The following is a 25,270-nucleotide window of genomic DNA, read 5'->3' on the forward strand; positions in this document are numbered from 1 at the left end:
ACATGGCGGCTCGTGGCTTCCCGTACACCGATCTCAAGGACTTCCTCGCGGCGCTTGAGCGCGCGGGGGAGCTGCGCCGGATCGACGTCCCCGTCGACCCGACACTGGAGATCAGCGAGGTGGTCACCCGCACGGTGCGGGCCGGCGGCCCGGCGCTGCTCTTCGAACGCCCGACCCGGGGCGAGATGCCGGTGGCGATCAACCTGTTCGGCACCGAGAAGCGGATGGCGATGGCGCTCGGCGTCGAGTCGCTCGACGAGATCGGCGCCCGGATCGGCGCGCTGGTCAAGCCGGAGCTGCCGGTCGGCTGGTCCGGCATCCGGGAGGGCCTCGGCAAGGTCATGCAGCTCAAGTCGGTGCCGCCGCGCAAGGTCAAGACCGCACCCTGCCAGGAGGTCGTCTACCGGGGCGAGGACGTCGACCTGAACCGGCTGCCGGGGTTGCAGGTCTGGCCCGACGACGGTGGGATCTTCCACAACTACGGGCTGACCCACACCAAGCACCCGGAGACCGGCAAGCGCAACCTCGGCCTGTACCGACTCCAGCAGCACGGCCGCAACACCCTCGGCATGCACTGGCAGATCCACAAGGACTCGACCGCCCACCACGCGGTCGCCGAGCGACTCGGGCAGCGCCTGCCGGTCGCGATCGCGATCGGCTGCGACCCGGTCGTCTCGTACGCGGCCAGCGCCCCACTGCCCGGCGACATCGACGAGTACCTGTTCGCCGGGTTCCTGCGCGGCGAACGGGTGGAGATGGTCGACTGCCTTACCGTGCCATTGCAGGTGCCGGCGCACGCGCAGATCGTGCTGGAGGGCTACCTGGAGCCAGGTGAGCGGCTGCCCGAGGGGCCGTTCGGCGACCACACCGGCTACTACACCCCGGTCGAGCCGTTCCCCGTGCTGCACATCGAGGCGATGACCATGCAGCGCAAGCCGGTCTACCACTCGATCGTCACCTCGAAGCCGCCGCAGGAGGACCACGGCCTCGGCAAGGCCACCGAGCGGATCTTCCAGCCGCTGCTCAAGCTGATGATCCCGGACATCGTCGACTACGACCTGCCGGCCGCCGGGGTCTTCCACAACTGCGCGATCGTGTCGATCCGCAAGCGCTACCCGAAGCACGCGCAGAAGGTCATGAACGCGATCTGGGGCGCGCACCTCATGTCGCTGACCAAGCTCATCGTGATCGTCGACGAGGACTGCGACGTGCACGACTACAACGAGGTCGCCTTCCGGGCCTTCGGCAACGTCGACTACGCCCGCGACCTGCTGCTCACCGAGGGGCCGGTGGACCACCTCGACCACTCGTCGTACCAGCAGTTCTGGGGCGGCAAGGCCGGCGTCGACGCGACCCGCAAGCTGCCCACCGAGGGTTACACCCGTGGCTGGCCGGAGGAGATGAGCATGGCCCCCGAGGTCACGGCCCTGGTCGACAAGCGCTGGAAGGAGTACGGGATCTGATGGTCGTCCTCGACGCACCGGCCGAGAAGCCGGGCCGGGTCAAGTCCTTCCTCAAGCTCGTCGCGATCGAGCACTCGGTGTTCGCGTTGCCGTTCGCGTTCCTCTCCGCACTCGCCGCCATGCGGGTCTCCGGGGGGCACGTCCGGTGGGTGGACCTGCTGCTGATCACGGTGGCGATGGTCGGGGCGCGGACGTTCGCGATGGCCGCCAACCGGATCCTCGACCGGCGGATCGACGCGCGGAACCCGCGTACCGCCGGCCGGGAACTGGTGACCGGCGCGGTGAGCGTGCGGACGGCCTGGACCGGCGCGGCCGTCGCGTTGGTGGTCTTCCTCGCCGCCGCCGCCCTGCTCAACCCGCTCTGCCTGGTGCTCGCGCCGCTCGCCGTGGTGCCGTTGGTCGTCTACCCCTACGCCAAGCGGTTCACCAACTGGCCGCACGCCATCCTCGGGATCGCCCAGGCGGTCGGCCCGGTCGGCGCGTGGCTGGCGGTCACCGGCACCCTGGACGGCTCCGGGCCGGCCTGGCTGCTCGGCGCGGCGGTCGGGCTGTGGATCGGCGGCTTCGACCTGATCTACGCCTGCCAGGATTCCGAGATCGACCGGGAGATCGGCGTGCACAGCGTGCCCGCACGCTACGGTCGGCGCTTCGCGTTGCACGCCTCGACTGTCGCGCACGTGGTGACCTTCGCGCTGTTCGTCTGGTTCGGCGGGCTGATCGGTCTGGGCTGGCTCTGGTGGATCGGGCTCGCACTGACCGCCGTGGCGTTCGGCTACCAACATCTGGTGGTGACCCCGACCGATCTCAGCAAGGTCAACCGCGCGTTCTTCACCGCCAACGGGTTCGTCGGCATCGCGCTGTTCGTCTTCGCCCTGCTCGACCTGGTGATCCGGCTCGACCTACGCCCCTGAGGCGCGTTGGAAGGTGGCGGCGGGGTAACGGGCGCTCTCTACGGTCCAGTCGATGGTGCCCCGGACGGCGTACGCGATCCCGTCGAGATGGTCGCTGACCGCCCCGTCCAGCGCCGGGCCGAACGACGGCACCACGGCCCGCAACCCGACGAAGCGCCGCATCGAATCCCGCCAGCGGCCGGCCGCCAGCTCGACCGCCTCCGCCGACGACACGGCCAGCTCGCCCTCCAGGGCCAGGACCAGGTTGTGCCCGCCCGCGGTGGCCCGGTCCCGCTCCAGGGAGGCCAGGTCGTTGTACCAGGAGAGCAGGTCGTTGCCGACCTGGGCGATCTCGCGCAGCAGCGGGTGGTGGTAGACCGGGTCGGGCAGCGGCCGTCCGCCGGCGAACTCCACAAGCGGGTACGACACCTCGGCCGCCGACGTCGCCCGCCGCAGCTCGACGTACTCGCGGACGGCGGGTCGGTGACCGGTCTCCTTGTTGAGCGCCTCCTGCCGGGTGCCGTCGAGATGCCGGGCCACCGCGTTGGCGACGCGCAGCCGCCACCAGGCCGGCATCCGCTGGTGCGGCTCCCGCCACGCCAGCACCAGCAGTTGTCGTAGCGGGCCGGTCAGCCCGGCGTGGCGCGCCCGCGGCCCGTCGTGCAGCAGTGCCAGCGTGCCGTCGCGGAGTGCCCGGATCTGCTCCGGGGTGAGTCGGTCCGGCCCGTCGCAGGCGTCATCGACGAGGAAGAACCAGGTGAATAGGGCGGTCAGCACCCGCAGGTCGGCTTCGGTCGCGGCCGGGTAGAGCCGCCCGGCGTACCTGGCGAAAGCTCCCCTGGACAGCCGGTGCAGCGCGGTGTCGTCCAGCGGGAGGTCGAGCGTGGGCAGCACACCGAGCAGCCACTCCTGCACCTGGTCGGCGTGGGGCGAGAGCCGCGGTGGGATCGGACAGTCGGCACGGAGCGCCCAGAGGATCTCGCCGGTCGTCACCCGATGCCTCCTGCGCGAGATGTGTCCGGTGCGAATCGCCAGCGGCAGCATGTCAGGTCGGCGTTACGCCCACCCACCCATTTGGCCTGTCGGATCCGGGATCCCGGGGGTGCGCACCAGCGGACCAGCCGGACCAGGCAGGCTGGGGGCATGCGGGAACCATGGGTGATCGGGGTCTCCGGGGCCTCCGGCACGCCGTACGCGGCGGCCGTTCTCGGCGGACTGCTCGACGCGGGCGAGGCGGTGGACCTGATCGTGTCCCGGGCGGCCCGACTCACCGTGCTCGACGAGACCGGCCGACCGTTCCGCGACGGGCACTGGGCCGAGGACCTCGCCGGTTGGCTCGACCGGGACCTGACCGGAGCGGACGTGCGGTACTGGCCGGCGGGCGATCTGGCCGCAGGGCCGAGTAGCGGCTCCTACCGGGTACGCGGCATGGCAGTGGTCCCGGCCAGCACGGCGGCCTGCGCGGGCATCGCGATCGGGCTGTCCAAGGACCTGTTGCAGCGCGCCGCCGAGGTCAACCTCAAGGAACGGCGGCCCGTGGTGGTGGTCCCCCGGGAGACACCGGTGACCCGCAGCCACCTGGAGCACCTGATCGCGCTGCACGACGCCGGCGCGGTGGTGCTGCCGGCGAGCCCCGGCTTCTACGGTGCCGGCGCGGCAGCCAGCGCCCAGCAGTTGGTCGACTTCGTCGCCGGCAAGGTGCTGGACGCGCTCGGCGTCCCGCACAGCCTGTTCCGCAGGTGGTCCGGCCAGCTCGGCGCGGACCGGAGCTGAGCTGTCGGCTCAGCGCGTGTCGTCGTGCCGCCCGACCCGATCCGGCCGAAGCGGTACGCGGACCGGACTGACGTCCGGTCCGCGTGGCGTAGTCCGCACCAGTTCAGTACATGCCGGCGTTGGCCGGACCCGGCCCCGTGGATGCGGCCGGCCCCACATTGCGGGGCTTTCCGACCTCGTCCACCTCGTCCAGCATGCCCTCCCCCTCAAGCAGGGCTCGCACCTCGGATTCCCGAAACCGGCGATGCCCGCCTGGAGTCCGGATGCTTCCTATCCGGCCGGCCGCCGCCCATCTCGTCACAGTCTTCGGGTCCACCCGAAACAGCGCGGCGACCTCACCCGGTGTCAGCAGGCGATCTCCAGTGTCCACAGCCCCCTCCTCGCGTCGACGAAGCCCCTGGCTGAACACACTGCCCCCGGCTGGTGCGAGCCCAGAGCCGTCATGAGGGACGTATGGCAATTACAGCACCAGGGACCTGGCCTGTCCGCCAAACGCGAAAAATGCACTGACTGGGAAGTTAGTAAATGGTACTGGTGCAACCCCTGCCTTGACCGTCGGTTCTTGAACAGTTACTCACTGTTTGGTCCAACGGATACTGAAGGCGTCGCGTTACGCGTAACCGGCTAAGGTCACTCTCCGTGGACGCCATCGACCTGACCCTCGTCGACCTGCTGCGCGGCAACGCCCGCCTGTCGTACGCCGAGTTGGCCCGGCAGGTGGGCCTCTCGGCCCCGGCCGTGCACGAGCGGGTCGGCAAGCTGGAGAGCAGCGGCGTGGTCCTCGGCTACCGCGCGGACGTGGCCCCGGAGGCGATCGGGCTGGGAGTCACCGCGCTGATCGGCATCGTCGAGGACTCCGGCGCGGACAGCGACGACATGCTCGAGTCGCTGCGCGTGCTGCCCGAGATCGAGTCCTGCTACTTCATGGCCGGGGTGGAGTCGTTCCTGCTGAAGGCGCGGGTCGGCACGATCGCCGAGTTGGAGCGGTTGATCGTGCGGTTGAACCGGACCCCCGGGGTGGCCTCCACCCGCACCGCCATCGCGCTCTCCACGAAATGGGAGAACCGCCCCCAGTCGGTCGGCCCGACCACGGCCTGACCGTCGCGTACCCCTGGTGTCGCCGGATCGGCCGGCGGTAGCGTGCGCCGATGACCCCGCAGGGACGTCGCGTGGCAGTGGTGACCGGTGCTGCCGGCGGCCTGGGCCGCGCCATCGCCGCCGCGCTGCACGCCGACGGCTGGTCGGTGCTGCTCACCGACCTCGACGCCCGGGCGGTGGGCGCCGCCGCGGCACCGCTCTCCGGGTGGTCGGCCGTCCTGGACGTCCGGGACGAGGACGCCTGCGCCGGCATCGCCGCGACGGCGGCCGGCCGCGGTGACCTCGCCCTCTGGGTCAACAACGCCGGCATCCTGAGCACCGGGCCGTCGTGGGAGCACGACGGCGCGACCCGCCGCCGGATGCTCGACGTCAACGCCCACGGCGCCATGAACGGCACCCTCGCCGCGCTGGCCGTCATGCGCGAACAGGGCCACGGCCACGTGCTCAACGTCGTCTCGCTGGCCGGGTTGGTCGCCGCGCCCGGCGAGACGGTGTACGCGGCCAGCAAGCACGCCCTGCTGGCCTTCAGCCTCGGCACCCTCTCCGACCTGCGGATGGCCGGCTACCGGCGGATCCACGTCTCCTGCCTCTGCCCGGACGGCATCTGGACCCCGATGCTGCACGATCGGCTGGACGACCCGGGGGCGGTGGCCTCGTTCACCGGGTCGATGCTGACCGCCCAGCGGGTGGCCGCCCGGGCGGTCCGGCTGGCCCGCCAACCACGCCCGGTGGTCAGCCTGCCGCGCTGGCGGGGAGCACAGGTACGCCTGCTGGACGCGCTGCCCCGGCTCGCCGTCGCGCTCACCCCGCTGGTCCGGGCCGCCGGCCGGGCCGGCCAACGCCGGCAACTCCGCAGGTCCACGCCACCGGACCGGCGCTGACCGCCCCTGACCTGCTTGCTACGTTTCCGAGCGTGACTCATCTCGACCGGTGCGACGAGGCCAGCCGGACCTGGGTGACGGAGGCGATCGCCACCGTCGAGGCGGACGCGAACCGCTCGGCCGACACCCACCTGCTGCCATTCCCCCTGCCCCGGGCCTGGGGGATCGACCTCTACCTCAAGGACGAGTCGTCCCACCCCACCGGCTCACTGAAGCACCGCCTGGCCCGTTCGCTGTTTCTCTACGGGCTCTGCAACGGCTGGATCGGGCCGAGCACCACGATCGTCGAAGCGTCGTCGGGCTCCACGGCGGTCTCCGAGGCGTACTTCGCCCGGATGCTCGGTCTGCCGTTCATCGCCGTGATGCCCTCCTCCACCTCGCCCGAGAAGATCGCGCAGATCGAGTTCCAGGGCGGGCGGTGTCACCTGGTGGACGACCCCGCGACAGTGGTGGTCGAGGCGCGCTGGCTCGCCGAGGACTCCGGCGGGCACTTCATGGACCAGTTCACCTACGCCGAGCGGGCAACCGACTGGCGGGGCAACAACAACATCGCCGAGTCGATCTACGCGCAGTTGGAGTTGGAGCGGCACCCGATTCCGGCCTGGGTCGTCGTGGGCGCCGGCACCGGGGGCACCAGCGCGACCATCGGCCGGTATGCCCGGTACCGCCGGCTCGCCACCAAACTCTGCGTGGTCGACCCGGAGAACTCGGCGTTCTACCCGGCCTGGCTGGCCGCCGACTGGTCGGTACGGACCGGAAAGGGCTCCCGGATCGAGGGGATCGGCCGCCCCACCGTGGAGGCGTCGTTCCTGCCCTCGGTGGTGGACCGGATGGTCCAGGTGCCGGACGCGGCGTCACTGGCCGCGATGCGCGCCGGATCGACGCTCCTCGGGCGCCGCGTGGGCGGCTCCACCGGCACCAACCTGTGGGGTGCGTTCGGCCTGATCGCCGGGATGCTCGCCGAGGGCCGGACCGGCTCGGTGGTCACCCTGATCTGCGATCCGGGCGACCGGTACGCCGACACCTACTACTCCGACGACTGGGTGACCGCCCAGGGCCTCGACCTGACGCCGCACCTGGCCACGATCGAACATTTCCTGACCAGCGGCACCTGGCCCCGCTGAGATCGGCGGGCGCGGTCAGCGCGGATCGATCCGCTCGGCCAGCCCGGGGTAGCGGACCACGTAACCGCTGTCGTCCAGATCGATGTCGGCGGTGAAGGTGCCGCTGGCGAAGCGCACCCGACCCGGCCCGAGCCCGCTGTAGATCTGCTCCGCCGCCACCACCTCCAGACCGGGCAGCAGCACCCAGGCAACGGTGATCCGGTGGGCCAGATCGGCCGGCTCGGCGGCCAACCCGAGCCGGTGGACCGGCAGGGTGTTGAACAGCGGCGAACCGCTCAGGTCGACGTCGAGCGCGTCGGCCAGCCGGTCCGGGTCGTCCGTGCCCGGCAGACCGGCCCGCGGGTGACCGGCGGCGACCAGTGCCGCGTCCAGGTCCCCCTGCTCGGCGGTGGTCACCCGCCACCGGTCCGCGGACCGCTCCAGCTTGACCCTGCGCAGCCAGCCCAGCCCTTCGGCCTCGACCTCGACCCGCGTGGTGGTCCAGTCCGGCGCGGTGGTCAGCTGGTAACGGGCGGTCCAGGGGATCGGGTCCACGGCGAGCAGCGTGCCCCGAGCCGTCAACCCGCGACCATCGTCGAGCAGCACCTGCTCGCTGCCGGCGGTGTCCGTCCGGGACCAGAAGATCGACTTAGGCATGGTCGGCATGAGCCGGACGTTACGCGACCGGGCCGACATCGGCAGGGCATGCGCGAACGCCGCCGCGAAGGACGAGCTCCGCGACGGCGTTCGGGTGGATCAGTGGATCAGTGGGTACGCGCTGGCGGTCGCCCGCCGAAACCGCGCCGGTCGTCGCGCGGGCGGTCGTCGCGCGGCCGGTCGTCCCGAACACGGCTCTCCGGGCGGAAGCCACCCCGGGTGTCGCGGTCACCGAAGCGACGCTCACCGGTCGGGCGGTCCCCGTACTGGCGGTCACCCTGCGGACGGTCGCCGAAGCGACGCTCGCCGGTCGGACGAGCGTCCCGGTCGCCGAACTGCGGCCGGTCGCCGAACCGGCGCTCGCCCTGCGGCCGGTCGCCGTAACCCCGGGTGTCCCGATCGGCGTAACGCCGCTCGCCCTGCGGGCGGTCGCTGTGCTGCCGCTCGCCCTGCGGGCGGTCGCTGTGCTGACGGTCCCCGTACTGGCGGTCGCCCTGGGGGCGGTCGCCGAAGCGACGCTCGCCGGTCGGCCGGTCGCCGTAACGCCGCTCGCCCTGCGGGCGGTCCCCGTACTGGCGGTCGCCCTGCGGGCGGTCGCCGAAGCGACGCTCGCCGGTCGGGCGGTCGCCGTAACGCCGCTCGCCCTGCGGGCGATCACCGAACCGGCGCGGGCCGCCGGAGCGGTCGTCGAAGCGACGCGAGCCGCCGGAACGGTCGCCGTAGCCCCGGGGCTCCGCCTCGAGGCGAACCGGGACGCCGCTGGGCTCGCGGGCACCGACCAGCTCGGCCAGAGCCTGGTCGCCGACCCGCACCCGGGTCTCGGCCGGCGCGACGCCGGCCTTCTCCATCATCGCCAGGGTGGTGCGGCGCTGCTTGGGCAGCACCAGGGTCGCGACCGCGCCGGACTCGCCAGCGCGAGCCGTACGCCCCGCGCGGTGCAGGTAGTCCTTGGGGTCCTTCGGCGGGTCGACGTGCAGCACCAGGGTGACGCCGTCGACGTGGATGCCCCGAGCCGCCACGTCCGTGGCGACCAGCACGTTCATCCGGCCCTCACGGAACTCGGCCAACGTCTTGGTACGCATCCGCTGGGTCTTGCCGCCGTGCAGCCCACCGGCGCGTACGCCGACCGCCGCGAGTTGCTCGACCAGACGGTCCACGCCGAGCTGGGTGCGGGCGAAGACCATCGTCCGGCCGTCCCGCGCGGCGATCGAGGCCGCCACCGGGAACTTCTCGTGCGGCGGAATCAACAGCATGTGGTGATCCATGGTGGACACCGACGCGGTGGAGGGCGCCGTGGAGTGCGTCACCGGATCGGTCATGAACCGCCTGACCAGCGCGTCGACGTCACCGTCGAGAGTGGCCGAGAAGAGCAGCCGCTGACCGTTCGCGGGGGTCTTCGACAGCAGGTCGGTCACCTCGGGCAGGAAGCCCATGTCGGCCATCTGGTCGGCCTCGTCGAGCACCGTGACCTCGACGTCGTCGAGCTGGCAGATGCCCCGCTCGATCAGGTCGCCGAGCCGGCCCGGGGTGGCGACGATGATCTCCACGCCGCGCCGCAACGCGTCGATCTGACGGTCGTACGGGACACCGCCGACGGCGGTCTTGAGGAAGATGCCGACGGACTTGCCCAGCGGCAGGAGCGCGTCGTTGACCTGCATGGCCAGCTCGCGGGTGGGAACCAGGACCAGGGCGCGCGGACGCATCGGCCGGGCCCGGTTGCGCTTGGCCAGCCGGGCGATCATCGGCAGACCGAAGGCCAACGTCTTGCCCGAACCGGTCTGCCCCCGGCCCAGCACGTCACGGCCGGCCAGCGCGTCCGGAACGGTGGCCCGCTGGATCTCGAACGGGCTGGTGATGCCCTGCTGGCTCAGCGCCCGGACCAGCGGCTCGGGCAGGCCGAGGGAGGCGAAGGTGATCGGATCGGGGGCCACCGTCGGGGCGGCGGTCTCGGCCGGCGCGGTGCCGGCCTCGCTCGGGGAGGCGTCGAGTTGCTCCCGGGCGGTGTCGGTCGTCGGAGCTGAGTGGGTAACGGACGTAACAGTGCTGGGGTCAGCAGAGGTGGTCAACAAAAGCCTTTCGAGCGGGGCGCATCTTCGCGATGGCCTGCCGCGGCTGTGCCGCCGGATCGCCCGCAAGATCGCCCAGGGGCGCACACCACGCGCGCCGGGTCAGTGATCTCAGCAAGTGTACGGCGATCCGGCGAAGCCGCCAGCCGGTTGCCGGACGGTAGTGGGCGGACTCACCATCGTCCCGCTCGGTGGCTCACCCGTTGAGCACGTTGCCCACCAGACCGTCAAGCGCGTCACCAGCGAGGAGTACGACCATGACGCTGATCGCCACCAGCAGCCCGAGGGCGGCGGCCAGGACGATCATCACCCGGGTGTTCCGGGATCGTTCGGCCGGCGTGTCCGCCCATCCCTGGGCCAGGATGTGCCCGGTCAGCGACCCGGAATTCTCCACCGCGTTGGCGGGGATCGCGATCGTGGCGAAGCCCGGCCCATCGCCGCTGCCGTAGACGGTGCCGGCCAGGTCAGAGCCGCCGTCGTGCCGGCCGCCGCTGGCCGCGCCCCGGGCGGTGGAGCCACCCGAAGGCTTGCCTGTCGACGCGGCCCCGAGCGGGCTTCCGCCGCCATCCCCGGTCGAGCGGGAAGCGCCGGAGGCCACGCGCGGCTGTCCGCTGTCACTCCCGGCCGACCGGGAAACGCCGGTGGTGGACGGCGGCCAACTCGGCAGGGCGGGCGCGGGCACCACGGGCGGCGCGGAGACGGGTGCCCCGGTCCACCCGTCGCCGGAGGCCGGGCGTGCCGTCCCGACGGTGGACGGCCACCCACCCGACGGTGCGGAAACCGCCGCGCTGGCCCGCACGCCGGGCGTGTCGATCATCGCTGGCGGCGGCGGGAACGGTGGTGCCGGCATCGGGCCGGGCGGGCCGGGTGGCGCCGGCACCGGCGGACCGGGTGGCGGCACGGGCGGGCTCGGAATGGGCGGCGCCGGCGGACCCGGAATGGGCGGCATCGGCGAGGGCGGCGGGATGGGTGGACCCGGAACGGGCGGGACCGGACCGGGGGACGGCGTGGGCCGGGGGGCCGGCCCGGGCGTCGGCCTCGGGTCGGGCGGGTACGGCCCCGGGGCGGGAGCGGGCTCCGGTTCGGCTGGCGACGGCTGGGTCGGCCCAGGACCGGGTGGCGGGGGTGTCGGCTCCGGCGGCTGGGCGGGCTCGGGTGCCTGCCCCGGGTCGGCTGGCTCGGGGCGCACCGGTCCGGCCCGGTACACGCCGGGCGTGCTGCTCCGGGCGTCCGGAGCGCCCAGGGCATCGGGCGTGGCCCGACTGCTGCCGGGAACCGTGGCGCTGGCCCGGGCGGGCGCGGCCGAGTCGTTGCGCTGCCCCGGCAACGAGACGTCGACGGGGCCGGGTGACCCGGACGAACCGGCTGAGCCGGTCGCGCGGTAGGTGGTCGCGCTGACCGGGGCGCTGGCCGGCAGGTCACTGCGGAGAGCCCCGGCGGTCGCGACGCTGGCGCGGGCGCGTACCGGTGCGGCGGCCTGCTCCGGTTGATCTCCGGCGGGGGCAGACTGGCCGCCGCTGGGGCCGGTGACTACCGGCTGTCCGGCGTCCGGGCCGGGAACGTCCGCGCCGACCCCGCTGCTGCCGAGAGCAGCGCCAGCGTCGCCGGAGGCGTCGTCACCGGTGGCGATGTCGTCCGAAACCGGGCTGGCGGCGGTGCTGGCCGGGCCGGCGTCCGTGCTGGCCGGGCCGGCGTCCGTGCTGGCCGGGCTGGCGGCGGTGCTGGCCGGGCCGGCGTCCGTGCTGGCCGGGCTGGCGGCGGTGCTGGCCGGGCCGGCGTGAGGGTCCGCCGGGCTGGAGGCGGTGCGGGCCGGGCGGGCGGCAGGGGACGCCGCGGAGGCGTCGGTGGGGGACGCCGGGTCGACGGTGCCCGGCCCGGATGGGTCGGCTTGCTCGACCCTGGGGTCGACAGTCTCCGCCGGATCACTCTGCTCGGCCATCTCCGCCCTCCGTGCCACGCTCGCACCCGGACCCGAGACGTCGGGTCGGATGTGCCTGGATGTCACGGTGCCACAGATCGTCCCGAGCGGACAGCCGGAGCCGGTCGTGGCGGATCAACCAGTGGCGCTGGGGCTGCCAGTCGAGCTGCCGCTGCCCGTCCCGCTCGTGCTGGCCTTCGGTGTGCTCGGCGGTTCGCCGCTGCTCGGTGCGCTGGTGGGCGCCGAGGGCAGCGTCGACGGCGTGTTGTCCGGGGTGGCCGGCGGGGTCTCCGAGGCGCTCTCGGTCGGCGTGGGCGGCGGTGGCGTCGTCGTCGGCGGTGGCGTCGTCGGTGGCGGCGTCGTGGGCGGTGGCGTCGTCGCGCTGTCCGTCGGCGTCGGGGTGTTGGTCGGTCCGCTCGGCGGCGGCGTGGCCGACCCGGTGGGCGTCGGATTGGTCGTCGGCGTGGGCGTCGGCTTCGGGGTGGGCTTGATGGTGGGCGGCGTGACCGGCACGGTGGGAACGGTCACGATCGGTGCCGGCACCGCGCCGATCACCCGGGTCGCGGCATACAGCCGAGACCAGCTGACCACCGAGATCTTGACGACGTCGCCGGTGGTGGGCGCCTGCACCATCTTGCCGTTGCCGATGTACATGGCGACGTGGTGGATCGTCGTCCAGCTGCTGCCGGACGCGAAGAAGAGCAGGTCGCCGGGGAGCAGCGCGCTCTGCGGCACGGTCCGGCTCCGGGTGGCGGCGTACTGGTCGCGGGAGACCCGCGGCAGGTCGAAGTAGTCGGCGCCCGGGGACCGGTACGCCGCCCACATCAGACCGGAGCAGTCGAACTGATTCGGGCCCTCCTCGGACCACTTGTACGGGTCGCCGAGCTGGGCCAGCGCGTAGCGGACCGCGGCCATCGCGCGGGGGTGCGCGGCCATCCCGCTGATGTTCTGGTTGGTGACGTAGCCGGCGCCGAACTGCTGCTCGGTGGCTTCCTGCTGGCGCTCGATCTCGATCAGCTGGGTGGCGTTGTTCTTGCGCAGCGTGAGCAGGCTCGCCTCGGCCGCGCGGAGTGCCGTCTCGCCCGTCGTGAACTGCGACTGGGCGGCGGTGAGCAGATCCTTGGCTTCGGTGTGCTTCTGGTAGGCGGCCTGCTCGTCGGCGCGGGCCCGGGCCAACGCCCCGGCCACCCCGGTGGTGCCGCCGTCGACCTTCTCGCCGCGGGTGATCTGCTGCAGGCGGCTCAGCCCACGGAGGTCCTGGGCGAAATCGCCGGGCGGCAGCGCGGCGTCTGCCTTGACGGCGTCCGCGGCGGCCGCGTCGGCGTCCTGCTGAGCCCGGAGCAGGGCGTCCTGCGCGGTCGCGAGCACCTTGCCGGCCGCGTCGAGCTGGGCCTGGGCGTCGGTGCGTTTCTGCCGACTCTTCAGCAACTCCTCGCCGAGCGTGCCGACCTGGGTCTCGGCGGCGTAGATCTGTGCGGCCAGCGGGCCGGTGCCGATGTTGCCCACCGGAGGCGTCGGGGCACCGCCGAAGGGCGGGACGCCGGGCGGCTGGAGCGCGCCGACCGCCGGCGGGCGGGCGCCGATGTCCGGCACGGTCGTGGGCACCGCGGGATCGGCGTAGACGGGGGTGGCCATCACGGCGGCGGCGATCGCGCCGAGCAGGGCGGCCCAGAGCTTCGGACGCAGGACCGGCGAGATCACCGGGCTCCGTCGTCGCTGCCGTCGCCCGCGCCCGCTGTAGACCATTCCGCTCCCCGTTCGACCGCTCGTCGCCGCGCTCGGTGGGCGCGGCCGCCGGGACGGTACCAGTGTGTGTGTTCCGCCCCACCTTGTTACTACCGCACCTCGCCACTCATGTCGATGCGTTGCAGGGTTACGGGAGGCTGAGAGTCTGGTGAAGTGGGTCGCTGTCGCCGACCGTGCCGCCGGGGTGCTCGGCCCCTCGACGTACGCTCGATTCGACCGCAGGTGGAAGGGACGTGCCATGGACGCCGGACTCAAGCGTGAGCTCGAAGCGAAGGTGTACGCCGGTGAGCGGCTGACCCGCGAGGACGGGGTCGCCCTCTACGAGAGCGACGACCTGACCTGGCTGGGGCGGCTGGCGCACCACAAGCGCACCGAGCTGAACGGCGAGCGGGTGATGTTCAACGTCAACCGGCACCTCAACCTGACGAACGTCTGCTCGGCGTCCTGTGCGTACTGCTCGTTCCAGCGCAAGCCGGGCGAGAAGGACGCGTACACGATGCGCATCGACGAGGCGGTCCGCAAGGCCAAGGAGATGGAGGACGAGCAGCTCACCGAGCTGCACATCGTCAACGGCCTGCACCCCACGCTGCCCTGGCGCTACTACCCGAAGGTGCTGCGTGAGCTGAAGGCGGCGCTGCCGAACGTCAAGCTCAAGTGCTTCACGGCGACCGAGGTGCAGTGGTTCGAGAAGATCAGCGGCCTGAGCGCCGACGAGATCCTCGACGAGCTGATGGACGCCGGCCTGGAGTCGCTGACCGGTGGTGGCGCGGAGATCTTCGACTGGGAGGTCCGGCAGCACATCGTCGACCACGCCTGCCACTGGGAGGACTGGTCGCGCATCCACGCCCTGGCGCACAGCAAGGGCATGAAGACCCCGGCCACCATGCTGTACGGCCACATCGAGGAGCCCCGGCACCGGGTCGACCACGTGCTGCGGCTGCGCGAGTTGCAGGACGAGACCGGCGGCTTCGCGGTCTTCATCCCGCTGCGCTACCAGCACGACTTCGTCGACTCGGCGGACGGCAAGATCCGTAACCGGATCCAGGCGCGCACCACGATGGCCTCGCCGGCCGAGTCGCTGAAGACGTTCGCCGTGTCCCGGCTGCTCTTCGACAACGTGCCGCACCTGAAGAACTTCTGGGTGATGCACGGGCTGTCGGTTGCCCAGCTCTCGCTGAACTTCGGCGTGGACGACCTGGACGGCTCGGTCGTCGAATACAAGATCACGCACGATGCCGACTCGTACGGCACCCCGAACACGATGCACCGCGACGACCTGCTGCACCTGATCTGGGACGCCGGTTTCCAGCCGGTCGAGCGGGACACCCGCTACAACGTGGTGCGCGAGTACGACAAGGCTCCGTCGCTGGCCGAGCGCCGCGCCGAGCCGCAGCAGGTCTGGGCCTGAGCCGCCACGTACCCTCGCAGTCGATGACCGAGCAGAGTGGTTCCGAGCAGCAGGGCGGGTTTCCCCGTCGGGACGCCGAGGGGCGCGTTCGTACCCTTGGTGATCTGCTCGGGGTCTGCCTGGCCGGTCTGGTGATCGGTGCGCTGGCGTTGGTGTTGTTCGACTGGGCGTTCGCCTCGCTCGGGGCCGGCGACTTCGGGCACACCAACGGCTGGCTGGCCGTGATCCTGCCCGCCTGGCTGTTCTGGGACGATTTCCGGGCCTGGTCGTTCGGCGCGGCCCGGGTGGTGGCAGCGGTGGTCGCCGCCGCCGTCGGGGTGTTCGTCGGGCTGCTGATCGCCGGTCTGGCCGCCGACCTGCCGACGCTGCTCTCCGGGACGTTGGCGGCGGGGGCCTTCACCGTGGCGTACGCGATGATCTGGTTCCCGGGGGTCCGCTGGCTGACCCGCCGGACCGGCTGACCGGGACCGCCCGCCGGGCGGATCGACTGTCCCGCCGGCACCGGCGGGCGACGGAGAGAACGGAGTGGTGCAGGTGAGCGCCGCGCTCAAGTACACGCTGGGCCGGATCGGGCTGTTCGTCGCCGTGCTGGCGGGCCTCTGGCTGGTCGACATGAACGTGTTCCTGAAGCTGATGTTGGCGCTGGCCTTCTCCGCCGCGCTCTCCTTCTTCCTGCTGCGCGGTTGGCGCGACGAGTTGGCGGGGGAGATGGCCGACGCCACCGAGCGCCGCCGTACGGAGAAGGAACGCCTCCGCTCCGCCCTGGCCGGCGAAGACCAAGATCCCACCCCCACCGAAGGCCCCCAAGGCCCCGACACCACGCGTTGATCAAGAGGTTTGCGTCACCGCAAGCGGATTCCTTGACGCAAACCTCTTGATCAACCGCGTTCGGCGGGCCGGGTTGGGTGGGTTGGGGGCGGTGGGTTGGGTCGGCTACCAGTTGGTGGAGTTGTCGGCCTTGGGCCAGGGCTTCGAGACCGGCTTGATCAGGTACGCGATGCCGCCGGAGCCACCGGAGACGCCGCCGCTGGCGTTCGTGCGCTTGGTCCGCAGCCAGATCTGCTCGAACTGCGCGCGCTTGTAGACGTTGCGCACCACCTCGTTGCTGGACGACGCGGGGTCGTTGACGATCACGTCTCCGTCGGCGGTGAAGCCGACCACCACGAAGAGGTGCCCGGAGGTGCCGTAGTTCGCCCCGTCCAGCTCGCTGGCGAGGAAGGACTGGCTGGTCACGACGGGGATGCCCGCGGCGATGAACCGCTCCAGCTCGTCCAGTGAGTGCAGTCGGGTCACCCGACCCTCCAACCCCGGGAAGCTGGCCGCGTACGCGGTGTTGAACGGCCAGTTGCCCGCGCCGTCGTACGCGTAGTCGAAGGTCATCCGGGCGGCGTGGTTGACGGTCGGGTCGGGGTAGGTCGGGTCCACCCAGGAGGTGTCGGCCGCCGACGGCTTGCGACCCCAGTACTCGACCACCATCTCGGTGGAGGTGGGCGAGCACCACGCCTCGCCGCCGCCGTCGTACTCGGGGTAGTGCCCGGCGTGCACGTTCTGCGAGTAGCGCGGCACCGGCAGCTCGACGCCCCAGGCGATGTGCCCGGCGCTCGGCGGCACGGTGAAGCGGTCCGGCACCGTCGAACTCATCGCGCCGAGCATCCGGACCACCGGCGCGGCGGTCTGCCCGGGTGCCCGGTAGAGGGTCAGCCGCAGCTGGTACGACCGCAGAAGCACCCCGGCGGCGGCGTCGTCGATGCTAAAGGTGTCGGTCCAGATCGTCGACCAGGGATCGCCCTGCGGCTCGACGCTCGTCCGCTTGATGTCGGTGTCGCCGGACGCCCAGCGACCCAGGACGTACCACGGGGTGTGGTCTCCGCTGGTGTAGCCGCCCTGCATCTCCACCTGGATCCAGGTGCCGGCGGGGGTCTCCGCGTTCCACGAGGCGATCAGTTCGGTGGCGTCGAACCCGATCCGGGTCACCGGTGAGGTCCAGGTGCCGTACTCCCAGGTGCGGGTGCTGCCGGTGTGTGGGTCGGCGTACTCGGTGGTGCCGGCGGGGCGGGCCAGGGTGAGGCCCGCTCGGGCGCCGGGCACGACGCGGGTGCCGTCCCGGCTGCCCCGGTGCCAGTCGGCGGGCCCGGACCAGTCCTGGTAGGTGATCTGCTCGTCGTGGCGGGCGGCGGGTGGGCGGCCGGCCATCGCGGGCGCGGTGGTGGCGAGCAGGGTGAGCGCGGTGACGCCGGCGAGGGCGCCCGCGCGCAAGCGGGATCTGGCCATGAGTGCTCCGCGGGTGTCGAGAGGGGCATCGTCGCTGGTCAGTTTTCCGCTCGGAAGGAAGTTTCGCCAGATGTTGGCGCATGGAAAATCATTGCCGCCGCGATGATCCGCCTGGGATGGACCAGCTAACGATCAATATTGATATGACCATGTGACAGATGGTGAAGTGTCCTTCACCGAGCGGGATCTCCCGCCCATCGAGGAGGTAGTCCATGGCCCTCCGCACTCCCACCCCTCTCCGCCGCGTCCTGGTGCTCGCTGTCGTCACCGGGCTGGGCATCGTCACCGTCGCCGCCGGTCCGGTATCCGCCCGACCAGCGCCGGACCGCACCTCCGAGCCGGCCGCCGCCGCCAGCTACCGGGTGCTCGGGCCCCGGACCCTCGCCGACCGCAACGCGGTGGCCCGCACCGGAGCCGCCATCGACTACTCCGAACACGGAGTCCTGCACATCTCGGCGACCGCCGGTGAGGCCGCCGCGATCGGCAAGCTCGGCTTCCGGCTCGAACCGCTCGCCCCGCCGCCCAACGCCGAGCGCGGCGCCGGCGACTTCGGCGCGCTGGCCTTCCCGCCCGCCGACTCCAACTACCACGACTACGCGGAACTGACCGCCGTCGTGAACCAGGTCGTCGCCGACCACCCGGCGATCGCCCGCAAGATCAGCATCGGATCGTCGTACGAGGGCCGCGACCTGATGGCGGTGAAGATCTCCGACAACGTCGGCACCGACGAGAGCGAGCCGGAGATCCTCTTCAACTCCCAGCAGCACGCCCGCGAGCACCTGACCGTGGAGATGGCGATCTACCTGCTGAACCTCTTCACCGACAGCTATGGCAACGACTCCCGGATCACCAACATCGTCAACGGTCGCGAGATCTGGATCGTGCCGACGGTCAACCCGGACGGCAGCGAGTACGACATCGCCACCGGGTCGTACCGGTCCTGGCGCAAGAACCGGCAGCCCAACAGTGGTTCGTCGAACGTCGGCACCGACCTGAACCGCAACTGGTCCTACAACTGGGGTTGCTGCGGCGGCTCGTCCGGCACCACCTCGTCGGAGACCTACCGTGGCCCGTCGGCGTTCTCCGCCCCGGAAACGCAGGCGCTGCGCAACTTCGTCAACGGCCGGGTGGTCGGCGGCGTGCAGCAGATCAAGGCGAACATCGACTTCCACACGTACTCGCAGTTGGTGCTCTGGCCGTACGGCTACACCACGGCGAACACCGCGACCGGGATGAGCGCGGACCAGTACAACACCTTCGCCACCATCGGCCAGCAGATGGCCGCCACCAACAGCTACACCCCGGAGCAGTCCAGCGACCTCTACATCACCGACGGGGACAGCCTCGACTGGATGTGGGCCACCCACAACATCTGGGCGTACACCTTCGAGATGTACCCCGGTTCGTCCGGCGGCGGCGGCTTCTACCCGCCCGACGAGGTGATCCCCGCCCAGACCACGCGCAACCGGGAGGCCGTGCTGCTGCTCAGCGAGTACGCCGACTGCCCGTACCGGGCCATCGGCAAGCAGGCGCAGTACTGCGGCGGTGGTGGCGGCACCACGGTCTGGTCGGACACCTTCGAGACCGCCACCGGGTGGACCATCAACCCGTCCGGTACCGACACCGCCACCCTCGGCGCGTTCGAGCGGGGTGCCGCCCAGGCGACCACGTCCTCCGGCGCCAAGCAGCTCACCCCGTACGCCGGGTCCAACGATCTGGTGACCGGCCGGCTGGCCGGCTCGGCGGCCGGTGACTACGACGTCGACGGCGGCGTGACAAGTGCCCGGTCCCCGGCGGTGACCCTGCCGTCGTCCGGGACGCTTACCCTCTCGCTCGCCTGGTACCTGGCGCACGGCTCGAACGCCTCGTCGGCGGACTACCTGCGGGTGAGCGTGGTGCACAGCGGCGGCACCACCGCGCTGCTCAGCCAGGCCGGCGCGGCCAGCAACCGCAACGGGAGCTGGGCGGTAGCCAACCTCAACCTCACCCCGTACGCCGGGCAGTCGGTCCGCATCCTCGTCGAGGCGGCGGACGCCTCCGGAGCCAGCCTCGTGGAGGCCGCTGTGGACAACGTCACCATCACGTCCTCCTGAGCGGGTGGGGTCCCGTCCCGCCCCGACGGGGCCCCACCACCCCTCCCGAGCCTCCAGATCCGGGACATATGCCTCCCTGTGGCGGTCACGCCAATCGACGTACGACGATCGAAGCTTGATCGATCTGGCCTGTCCCGACGGTGCGCTACCGTCTTAGCGACCAGTCCGCAGCGAAGCCGGTGCGAAACCCGGCGCTGTCCCGCAACTGTGATGCCCCACCGGCCGGTGGGGATGAGCCAGGTCGCCTACGGATCGGTCGCGATACGCGCTCTCGAGGAAGGGCGCCTCGTGGGCGGGCGTACGAAAGTCCCTGTCGGCGAAGCACCACACTCCTCGACCGACAGGAGGCCCCCATGTTCAGACGTACCCCTCGGCTCTTCGCCGCGACCCTCGCGGTCGCCGCGCTCGCCCTCGGCGCCTGCGCCGAGAAGGCCGACGACAAGCCCAGTGCCGGCACCGCGGCCGCGACGTACCCGGTCACGGTCGGCGCGCTCACCCTCGACAAGCGCCCCGAGAAGATCGTTGCGCTGTCGCCCACCGCCACCGAGATGCTCTTCGCGATCGGTGCCGGCCCGCAGGTCACCGCCGTCGACGACCAGTCGAACTACCCGACCGACGCGCCGAAGACCGACCTCTCCGCCTTCCAGCCGAACGCCGAGGCGATCGCCGGTAGGAATCCCGATCTCGTGGTGCTCTCCGACGACCGCAACAAGATCGTCGAGCAGCTCGGCAAGCTGAAGATCCCGGTCTACCTGACGCCGGCGGCGACCACGCTCGACGACTCGTACCGGCAGATCACCGAGCTGGGCACGCTGACCGGGCACGCCGACCAGGCCACCGACGTCGCCACCCGGATGAAGGACGACATCGCCAAGCTGGTCAAGGACCTGCCGCAGCGCACCGAGAAGCTCACCTACTTCCACGAGCTGGGCCCGGAGCTGTACAGCGCGACGAGCAAGACCTTCATCGGCTCGCTCTACAGCCAGGCCGGCCTGACGAACATCGCCGACCCGGCCGACGCGGACGGCAAGAGCGCCGGCTACCCGCAGCTGTCGCAGGAGTTCATCGTCAAGGCCGACCCGGACTTCGTCTTCCTGGCCGACGCCAAGTGCTGCCAGCAGAGCGCCGACACGGTCAAGGCTCGCAGCGGCTGGGCGGGCCTCACCGCGGTGAAGAACAACCAGGTGATCGCGCTGGACGACGACATCGCCTCCCGCTGGGGGCCACGAGTCGTGGACCTGCTCCGGGTGATCATCGACGCGGTCGCCAAGGTGCCCGCGTGACAGTCGTCCGTCGGTGACCGGGCCGCTGCCCGCGGCCCGGCCTGCCGGGCTGCGGATGCGTTGGCTGGTCGCCGGGGTGTTCGCGGTGCTCGTCGCGCTCGTCGTCGGGGTGTCGCTCGGCCCGGTGAGCCTGCCCCCGGGCAGCGTCGCCGCCGAGCTGCTCAACCTGATCCCGGGCGTGCACCTCGACAGTGGGCTGACCGAGCGGGAGACCGCGATCGTCACCGAACTGCGACTGCCCCGGGTGGTTCTGGGCCTGCTCGTGGGCGGTCTGCTCGCCATGGCCGGCGGGTGCTACCAGGGTGTGTTCCGCAACCCGCTGGCCGACCCGTACCTGCTCGGTGTGGCCGCGGGCGCCGGCCTCGCGGTCACCGCGGCGATCGCCCTCGGCGGCGCCGGTCGGGAGGGCACGCTCTCCGGGCTGCCGATGACCATCCCGTTGGCCGCGTTCGCCGGTTCGCTGCTGGCCGTCACGATGACCTACGTGCTCGGCGCGGCCGGCGGGCGACGCGGCTCGCCCGCGATGCTGATCCTGGCCGGGGTGGCGGTCTCCGCGTTCCTCTCCGCCGGGCAGACGTACCTGCTGCAACGACACTCCGACAGCATCCAGCCGGTCTACTCCTGGCTGCTCGGTCGGCTGGCCACCGCCGGTTGGCACGACGTGCTGCTGGTGCTGCCGTACGCCGCGCTGACCACGATCGTGGTGCTGCTGCACCGCCGTGAGCTGGACGTCCTCGCGGTCGGCGACGACGAGGCGAGGAGTCTGGGCCTGCACCCGCAGCGCACCCGGTACCTGCTGATCGCCGCCGCCTCCCTGGGCACCGCGGCGGCGGTCTCCGCCACCGGGCTGATCGGCTTCGTCGGCATCATCGTGCCGCACACCGTCCGGCTGCTCGCCGGATCGAGCTACCGGGTGATCCTGCCGATGTCGTTGCTGTTCGGCGGCGCGTTCCTGGCGCTCACCGACGTGGTGGCCCGCACCGCCGCCGCTCCCTCCGAGGTGCCGATCGGGGTGGTTACCGCACTACTGGGCGGCCCGTTCTTCGTGCTGGTGCTGCGGACCGCCCGACGGGTGCTCACATGAGCCGCGAGCCCGCCGCCGGCCGGTCCGGGGACCTCCCGTCCGGCGGTCTTTCGTCCGGCGGTCTTTCGTCCGTGGGGGGCGGCGGCGTCGTGCCGGCGGTCGAGGTGCGCGGGCTGCACGTGCGCCTGGACGGCACGCCGATCCTGACCGGCGTCGACCTCACCGTCGCCGTGGGCGAGTGGGTCACCGTGATCGGCCCGAACGGCGCCGGCAAGTCGACCCTGCTGCGCGCCGTCGGCGGCCTGCTGCCCGCGCCGGGGACGATCACCCTCTTCGGTACGGCGAGCGCCGCGCTGCGTCGGCGGGACCGCGCCCGGGTGGTGGCCACGGTGGCGCAGTCCCCGGTGGTGCCGCCCGGCATGTCGGTGCTGGACTACGTGCTGCTCGGACGCACCCCGTACATCCCCACGCTGGGCCGGGAGTCGACCGCCGACCTCGACGCCGTGCACGAGGTGCTCGGCCGGTTGGACCTCACCGGCTTCCACCGCCGTGAGCTGGCCACCCTCTCCGGAGGCGAGCGGCAGCGGGTGTTCCTCGCGCGGGCGCTCGCCCAGGGCGCGACGCTGCTGCTGCTCGACGAGCCGACGAGCGCGCTCGACATCGGGCACCAGCAGGAGGTGCTGGAACTGGTCGACCAGTTGCGCCGCGAGCACGGCCTGACCGTCCTCGCCACGATGCACGACCTCTCCCTGGCCGGCGAGTACGCCGACCGGATGGTCATGCTCGCCGGCGGTCAGGTGGTGGCCGCCGGAACCCCGGCCGAGGTGCTGACCGAGCACCTGCTCGCCGCCCACTACCGGGCCAGCGTGCGGGTCGTCCCCGGCGCCCACGGCCCGCTGGTGGTCCCGGTCCGCCCCACCCGGCCCTGAGCGCGCACGCGCCGGGTCAGGGACCCAGGTCGATGACGGAGAAGAGGGCGCCCTGGGGATCGCGGAGTGCGGCGAAGCGGCCCGCCGGGATGTCGCGGGGTGGGACGAGGATCGTGCCGCCCAGCTCGGCGGCGCGGGCCGCGGCGGCGTCCGCGTCGGTCACCGCGAAGTACACCGTCCAGTACGCGGGCAGGTCGGCCGGGAAGTCGTCGGCCAGCGGCGGCATCATCCCGGCGACGATCTGCGTCCCGAGCCGCCACCCGGTGTACGTCATCGGGCCGACCGCCTGGTCGTCGGGCTGCCAGCCGAACACCAGCTCGTAGAAGACCTTCGCGCCCTCGGGGTCGGGGGTGACCAGTTCGTTCCAGCTCATCGCGCCCGGCACGTTGAACACCTCGGCGCCGGCCATCGCCAGCGGCTGCCAGACGCTGAACGTGGCGCCCGCCGGGTCGGCGAAGACCGCCATCCAGCCGCGGTCGAATACCTCGAACGGCGGCACCACCACCTGCCCACCGGCCCGTTCGACCCGGCCGGCGACCAGTTCCGCGTCGTCGGTGGCGAGGTACGTCGACCAGATGGGCACCTGGTCCGGGATCGCGGGCGGCCCGGCCCCGGCCACCGGTTTGCCGTCGAGCAGGAAGACCGTGTAACCGCCCGCCTCGGGCTCCGGGGTGACCCGGCCGGTCCATCCGAACAGCTCGGGGTAGAAGCGCCGCGCGTCGGTCAGGTCCGGGGTGGCCAGGTCGGCCCAGCAGGGCGTGCCCGGCGGGACGGTGCTCACGGTCAAAGACCCCTCTCGGCCCGGGTGGCCACCGCGGCCCCCTGCCGGAATCCTGGCACCGTCCCGCTGCGGCGCGGGGCGGAAACGGACGAATCGTCAGCTGAACCGGCGACCCTCGTCCCGTCGGTACGCCCAGGCGGCGAGCGCCGCGAGCAGCACCACCCAGACGCCGAGCATGATCATTGCCAGCGGCTCGACGGGGTAGTCACCGACCCCCGACCACATCAGTTCGGCCGCGCCCCGGGTGGGCAGGAACGGCGCGATCGTCTCGATGAAACCGGGCGCTTCTCCCGGCGCGGAGAGCAGGCCGCCGCCGAACGCGAGCGGCAGGAAGACCACCTGGGCCACCACGATCGCGGCCTTGCTCGGCAGCGAGTAGCCGATGGCGAGGCCCATCAGCGTGAACGGCACCGAGATGACGGCCACCGTGACGGCGGTCAACAGGAACGCCGCCAGCGTGATCCGGGCCGCCGTGAGCGTCGCGCCGATGACCACGACCGGGATCAGCGAGAGGTACGTCAACGCCAGGCCGGCCAGCACTCGACCCGCGAAGCGGGGCGCCGCACCGGCCGGCAGGGTCCGGGTGTACGGGTTCCACGGCTGGTCGCGGTCCTCCGCGACGCCGACCCCGTACTGGAAGATGTTGGCGCTCATCACCGAGAAGGTGACCATCGACGCGGTGGCGAAGGTGGCACCGACCGCGTCGTCGCGGGCGAACGGCACCACGAAGAAGATCATGGCAGCGGCCGGGAAGAAGGCGCTGCCGACGACGGCCACCGGGATCCGGATGGTCTCCAGAAGCTGGTAGCGGGCGTGGACCAGGGCAAGCGGCACGGTGGCCTCCTCAGGCGGTGGTGGTGAGGCCGCCGGCAGCGGCGGTAGCGGGCCGGTCGCCGCTGGCGGGTCGGTCCCCGCCGGGCGCGTCCTCGCTGGTGATGGCGAGGAACGCCTCCTCCAGCGAGGTCGGCCGCACCTCCAGGTCGCTGAAGGGGGTCCCGGCCGTGACCAACGCCCGGACCAACTCGTCGGCGTCGGTGGTGAGCAGGTGCAGCCGCCCGTCGATCCGTTCACTGCGAACGACCCCGGGCAGGTCGGGGAGGTCGTCGGTGACCAGGCTGACCCGACGTACGCCGACGATGCCGCGCACCGCGTCCACCGTGTCGTCGGCGAGCACCCGGCCCTGCCCGATGACGACCACCCGGTGTGCCAGCGCCTCCACCTCCTCCAGGTAGTGGCTGCTCAACAGCACCGTCCCGCCGTCGGTGTGGAACGCGCGGATCGCCTCCCACAGGGTGTGCCGGGCGGCCACGTCCAGGCCGGTGGTCGGTTCGTCGAGCAGCACCAGGCGGGGCCGGCCGACGAACGCCAGCGCCACCGCCAGCCGACGCCGCTGCCCACCGGAGAGGCCACCACACTGCCGTCGGACGAGATCGTCCAGACCGAAGCGGTCGAGCAACTCCCCACGCGGCACCGGGTCCGGGTAGTGCGCCGAGACGAAGTCGACGACCTCACCGACGCGCAGCGTGCCCGGCAGGCCGGTCTCCTGCGGAGTGACGCCGATCTGCCGGCGGCTCACCGGGTCGCGGGGGTCGCCGCCAAACAGCTCGACCCGCCCGGACGTGGGGCGGCGCAGACCCACCAGCAGGTTCATCAGGGTGCTCTTGCCGGCGCCGTTCGGCCCGAGGAGGCCGACCAGCTCACCGGCCCGGACCTCCAGGTCGACGCGGTCGAGGGCCAGGACGTCGCCGTACCGGCGGCTGGCCTGGTCGGCGCGGACGAGGGTCATGACTGCTCCATAAGATTGTTGATGTCCGGGATCGATGTCTCGGATGCCCGGAGCGGTGGGGTGTGGCTGATGGCTGCTTGCCCGTGGTGGTTCCGAAGGA

At 72.0% G+C, this 25,270-nt stretch carries 25 protein-coding genes; 15 read left to right on the forward strand and 10 right to left on the reverse strand.

Annotated features, from left to right (window positions below; translation table 11 throughout):
* The first annotated feature begins 2 nt into the window (after positions 1 to 2).
* Both AB0O48_RS15070 and mqnP read left to right on the forward strand, forming a co-directional pair.
* The gene (locus AB0O48_RS15070) at positions 3 to 1,463 is read left to right on the forward strand and encodes a menaquinone biosynthesis decarboxylase (protein WP_357372979.1); all 1,461 of its coding nucleotides are present in this window, start codon (positions 3 to 5) and stop codon (positions 1,461 to 1,463) included.
* A complete protein-coding gene (gene mqnP, locus AB0O48_RS15075) occupies positions 1,463 to 2,374 on the forward strand; it encodes a menaquinone biosynthesis prenyltransferase MqnP (protein WP_357571729.1) in 912 nt (303 codons plus the stop codon). The genes AB0O48_RS15070 and mqnP overlap by 1 nt, the downstream gene beginning before the upstream one ends.
* Here the strand turns inward: mqnP and AB0O48_RS15080 are convergent.
* Positions 2,363 to 3,346: a terpene synthase gene (locus AB0O48_RS15080; protein WP_357571730.1), complete on the reverse strand. Its 984-nt coding sequence runs from the start codon at positions 3,344 to 3,346 to the stop codon at positions 2,363 to 2,365. The two genes, mqnP and AB0O48_RS15080, sit on opposite strands and share 12 nt — an antisense overlap.
* Positions 3,347 to 3,496: 150 nt before the next feature.
* Here AB0O48_RS15080 and AB0O48_RS15085 point away from each other — a divergent pair, with 150 nt between their 5' ends.
* Positions 3,497 to 4,126 (forward strand): UbiX family flavin prenyltransferase, encoded by a 630-nt coding sequence (locus AB0O48_RS15085; protein WP_357243980.1) that lies wholly within the window; start codon positions 3,497 to 3,499, stop codon positions 4,124 to 4,126.
* 103 nt (positions 4,127 to 4,229) lie between these two features.
* On the opposite strand, the gene AB0O48_RS15090 is transcribed toward AB0O48_RS15085, so the two are convergent.
* Positions 4,230 to 4,496: a BldC family transcriptional regulator gene (locus tag AB0O48_RS15090; RefSeq protein WP_007454516.1), complete on the reverse strand. Its 267-nt coding sequence runs from the start codon at positions 4,494 to 4,496 to the stop codon at positions 4,230 to 4,232.
* Between the two features lie 269 nt (positions 4,497 to 4,765).
* Between AB0O48_RS15090 and AB0O48_RS15095 the strand changes: the two genes are divergently transcribed.
* From AB0O48_RS15095 to AB0O48_RS15105, 3 genes are read left to right on the forward strand one after another with little or no spacing between them, the layout of a single operon-like run.
* A complete protein-coding gene (locus tag AB0O48_RS15095; RefSeq protein WP_357243983.1) occupies positions 4,766 to 5,224 on the forward strand; it encodes an Lrp/AsnC family transcriptional regulator in 459 nt (152 codons plus the stop codon).
* Between the two features lie 50 nt (positions 5,225 to 5,274).
* The gene (locus tag AB0O48_RS15100; protein ID WP_365065841.1) at positions 5,275 to 6,105 is read left to right on the forward strand and encodes an SDR family NAD(P)-dependent oxidoreductase; all 831 of its coding nucleotides are present in this window, start codon (positions 5,275 to 5,277) and stop codon (positions 6,103 to 6,105) included.
* Between the two features lie 32 nt (positions 6,106 to 6,137).
* The gene (locus AB0O48_RS15105; RefSeq protein WP_357571732.1) at positions 6,138 to 7,229 is read left to right on the forward strand and encodes a PLP-dependent cysteine synthase family protein; all 1,092 of its coding nucleotides are present in this window, start codon (positions 6,138 to 6,140) and stop codon (positions 7,227 to 7,229) included.
* Positions 7,230 to 7,244: 15 nt separating this feature from the next.
* Here the strand turns inward: AB0O48_RS15105 and AB0O48_RS15110 are convergent, their stop codons facing one another.
* The 3 genes from AB0O48_RS15110 to AB0O48_RS15120 form a co-directional block, all read right to left on the reverse strand.
* Positions 7,245 to 7,865, reverse strand: a complete 621-nt coding sequence (locus tag AB0O48_RS15110) for a putative glycolipid-binding domain-containing protein (protein WP_357244117.1) — start codon at positions 7,863 to 7,865, stop codon at positions 7,245 to 7,247.
* A gap of 107 nt (positions 7,866 to 7,972) precedes the next feature.
* Positions 7,973 to 9,796 carry a DEAD/DEAH box helicase gene (locus tag AB0O48_RS15115; RefSeq protein WP_365065914.1) on the reverse strand — a complete coding sequence of 608 codons (1,824 nt, stop codon included), beginning with the start codon at positions 9,794 to 9,796 and terminating at the stop codon, positions 7,973 to 7,975.
* Between the two features lie 331 nt (positions 9,797 to 10,127).
* The gene (locus tag AB0O48_RS15120; protein ID WP_365065845.1) at positions 10,128 to 10,529 is read right to left on the reverse strand and encodes a hypothetical protein; all 402 of its coding nucleotides are present in this window, start codon (positions 10,527 to 10,529) and stop codon (positions 10,128 to 10,130) included.
* 43 nt (positions 10,530 to 10,572) lie between these two features.
* Between AB0O48_RS15120 and AB0O48_RS15125 the strand changes: the two genes are divergently transcribed.
* Together AB0O48_RS15125 and AB0O48_RS15130 are read left to right on the forward strand one after the other, a co-directional pair.
* Positions 10,573 to 11,316: a hypothetical protein gene (locus tag AB0O48_RS15125; protein WP_365065848.1), complete on the forward strand. Its 744-nt coding sequence runs from the start codon at positions 10,573 to 10,575 to the stop codon at positions 11,314 to 11,316.
* Between the two features lie 243 nt (positions 11,317 to 11,559).
* The gene (locus AB0O48_RS15130; RefSeq protein WP_365065851.1) at positions 11,560 to 11,712 is read left to right on the forward strand and encodes a hypothetical protein; all 153 of its coding nucleotides are present in this window, start codon (positions 11,560 to 11,562) and stop codon (positions 11,710 to 11,712) included.
* 272 nt (positions 11,713 to 11,984) lie between these two features.
* On the opposite strand, the gene AB0O48_RS15135 is transcribed toward AB0O48_RS15130, so the two are convergent.
* The gene (locus AB0O48_RS15135) at positions 11,985 to 13,595 is read right to left on the reverse strand and encodes a C40 family peptidase (RefSeq protein WP_365065854.1); all 1,611 of its coding nucleotides are present in this window, start codon (positions 13,593 to 13,595) and stop codon (positions 11,985 to 11,987) included.
* A 238-nt stretch (positions 13,596 to 13,833) separates the two neighbouring features.
* Here AB0O48_RS15135 and mqnE point away from each other — a divergent pair, with 238 nt between their 5' ends.
* The 3 genes from mqnE (at position 13,834) to AB0O48_RS15150 (ending at position 15,831) form a co-directional block, all read left to right on the forward strand.
* Positions 13,834 to 15,003 (forward strand): aminofutalosine synthase MqnE, encoded by a 1,170-nt coding sequence (gene mqnE, locus AB0O48_RS15140; protein WP_091395685.1) that lies wholly within the window; start codon positions 13,834 to 13,836, stop codon positions 15,001 to 15,003.
* Positions 15,004 to 15,026: 23 nt separating this feature from the next.
* Positions 15,027 to 15,464, forward strand: a complete 438-nt coding sequence (locus AB0O48_RS15145) for a hypothetical protein (protein WP_357243998.1) — start codon at positions 15,027 to 15,029, stop codon at positions 15,462 to 15,464.
* Between the two features lie 73 nt (positions 15,465 to 15,537).
* Positions 15,538 to 15,831, forward strand: a complete 294-nt coding sequence (locus AB0O48_RS15150; protein ID WP_365065858.1) for a DUF4229 domain-containing protein — start codon at positions 15,538 to 15,540, stop codon at positions 15,829 to 15,831.
* A 105-nt stretch (positions 15,832 to 15,936) separates the two neighbouring features.
* On the opposite strand, the gene AB0O48_RS15155 is transcribed toward AB0O48_RS15150, so the two are convergent.
* Complete coding sequence (locus tag AB0O48_RS15155; protein WP_365065861.1) at positions 15,937 to 17,274, reverse strand: C39 family peptidase; 1,338 nt, start codon at positions 17,272 to 17,274, stop codon at positions 15,937 to 15,939.
* A gap of 212 nt (positions 17,275 to 17,486) precedes the next feature.
* Here AB0O48_RS15155 and AB0O48_RS15160 point away from each other — a divergent pair, with 212 nt between their 5' ends.
* The 4 genes from AB0O48_RS15160 to AB0O48_RS15175 all read left to right on the forward strand — a co-directional run bounded on the left by AB0O48_RS15160 (position 17,487) and on the right by AB0O48_RS15175 (position 22,603).
* Positions 17,487 to 19,367 carry a M14 family metallopeptidase gene (locus tag AB0O48_RS15160; protein ID WP_357244003.1) on the forward strand — a complete coding sequence of 627 codons (1,881 nt, stop codon included), beginning with the start codon at positions 17,487 to 17,489 and terminating at the stop codon, positions 19,365 to 19,367.
* A 353-nt stretch (positions 19,368 to 19,720) separates the two neighbouring features.
* Positions 19,721 to 20,650 carry an ABC transporter substrate-binding protein gene (locus AB0O48_RS15165; protein ID WP_365065865.1) on the forward strand — a complete coding sequence of 310 codons (930 nt, stop codon included), beginning with the start codon at positions 19,721 to 19,723 and terminating at the stop codon, positions 20,648 to 20,650.
* A gap of 55 nt (positions 20,651 to 20,705) precedes the next feature.
* Positions 20,706 to 21,734 (forward strand): iron ABC transporter permease, encoded by a 1,029-nt coding sequence (locus AB0O48_RS15170; RefSeq protein WP_365065917.1) that lies wholly within the window; start codon positions 20,706 to 20,708, stop codon positions 21,732 to 21,734.
* Entirely contained in the window at positions 21,731 to 22,603 is an 873-nt protein-coding gene (locus tag AB0O48_RS15175) for an ABC transporter ATP-binding protein (RefSeq protein ID WP_365065868.1), read from the forward strand. The genes AB0O48_RS15170 and AB0O48_RS15175 overlap by 4 nt, the downstream gene beginning before the upstream one ends.
* A 16-nt stretch (positions 22,604 to 22,619) precedes the next feature.
* On the opposite strand, the gene AB0O48_RS15180 is transcribed toward AB0O48_RS15175, so the two are convergent.
* The 3 genes from AB0O48_RS15180 to AB0O48_RS15190 form a co-directional block, all read right to left on the reverse strand.
* Positions 22,620 to 23,384 carry a VOC family protein gene (locus AB0O48_RS15180; protein ID WP_365065871.1) on the reverse strand — a complete coding sequence of 255 codons (765 nt, stop codon included), beginning with the start codon at positions 23,382 to 23,384 and terminating at the stop codon, positions 22,620 to 22,622.
* A 96-nt stretch (positions 23,385 to 23,480) separates the two neighbouring features.
* Positions 23,481 to 24,218, reverse strand: coding sequence for an ABC transporter permease (locus AB0O48_RS15185; RefSeq protein ID WP_357244015.1), 738 nt, complete (start codon positions 24,216 to 24,218; stop codon positions 23,481 to 23,483).
* Positions 24,219 to 24,228: 10 nt separating this feature from the next.
* The gene (locus AB0O48_RS15190) at positions 24,229 to 25,170 is read right to left on the reverse strand and encodes an ABC transporter ATP-binding protein (protein ID WP_365065875.1); all 942 of its coding nucleotides are present in this window, start codon (positions 25,168 to 25,170) and stop codon (positions 24,229 to 24,231) included.
* Positions 25,171 to 25,270 lie beyond the last annotated feature (100 nt).

Origin of the sequence: Micromonospora sp. NPDC085948 (assembly GCF_040686315.1) — a bacterium.
GTDB lineage: Bacteria > Actinomycetota > Actinomycetes > Mycobacteriales > Micromonosporaceae > Micromonospora.

Excerpts from the sequence above, each read along its gene's own strand:
- mqnP (WP_357571729.1), top strand. The coding sequence starts at position 1,463 with ATGGTCGTCCTCGACGCACCGGCCGAGAAGCCGGGCCGGGTCAAGTCC.
- AB0O48_RS15190 (WP_365065875.1), bottom strand. The coding sequence starts at position 25,170 with ATGACCCTCGTCCGCGCCGACCAGGCCAGCCGCCGGTACGGCGACGTC.
- AB0O48_RS15135 (WP_365065854.1), bottom strand. The coding sequence starts at position 13,595 with ATGGTCTACAGCGGGCGCGGGCGACGGCAGCGACGACGGAGCCCGGTG.
- AB0O48_RS15110 (WP_357244117.1), bottom strand. The coding sequence starts at position 7,865 with ATGCCTAAGTCGATCTTCTGGTCCCGGACGGACACCGCCGGCAGCGAG.
- AB0O48_RS15145 (WP_357243998.1), top strand. The coding sequence starts at position 15,027 with ATGACCGAGCAGAGTGGTTCCGAGCAGCAGGGCGGGTTTCCCCGTCGG.
- AB0O48_RS15085 (WP_357243980.1), top strand. The coding sequence starts at position 3,497 with ATGCGGGAACCATGGGTGATCGGGGTCTCCGGGGCCTCCGGCACGCCG.
- AB0O48_RS15070 (WP_357372979.1), top strand. The coding sequence starts at position 3 with ATGGCGGCTCGTGGCTTCCCGTACACCGATCTCAAGGACTTCCTCGCG.
- AB0O48_RS15160 (WP_357244003.1), top strand. The coding sequence starts at position 17,487 with ATGGCCCTCCGCACTCCCACCCCTCTCCGCCGCGTCCTGGTGCTCGCT.
- mqnE (WP_091395685.1), top strand. The coding sequence starts at position 13,834 with ATGGACGCCGGACTCAAGCGTGAGCTCGAAGCGAAGGTGTACGCCGGT.
- AB0O48_RS15165 (WP_365065865.1), top strand. The coding sequence starts at position 19,721 with ATGTTCAGACGTACCCCTCGGCTCTTCGCCGCGACCCTCGCGGTCGCC.
- AB0O48_RS15130 (WP_365065851.1), top strand. The coding sequence starts at position 11,560 with ATGTCGTCCGAAACCGGGCTGGCGGCGGTGCTGGCCGGGCCGGCGTCC.
- AB0O48_RS15155 (WP_365065861.1), bottom strand. The coding sequence starts at position 17,274 with ATGGCCAGATCCCGCTTGCGCGCGGGCGCCCTCGCCGGCGTCACCGCG.
- AB0O48_RS15170 (WP_365065917.1), top strand. The coding sequence starts at position 20,706 with ATGCGTTGGCTGGTCGCCGGGGTGTTCGCGGTGCTCGTCGCGCTCGTC.
- AB0O48_RS15100 (WP_365065841.1), top strand. The coding sequence starts at position 5,275 with ATGACCCCGCAGGGACGTCGCGTGGCAGTGGTGACCGGTGCTGCCGGC.
- AB0O48_RS15175 (WP_365065868.1), top strand. The coding sequence starts at position 21,731 with ATGAGCCGCGAGCCCGCCGCCGGCCGGTCCGGGGACCTCCCGTCCGGC.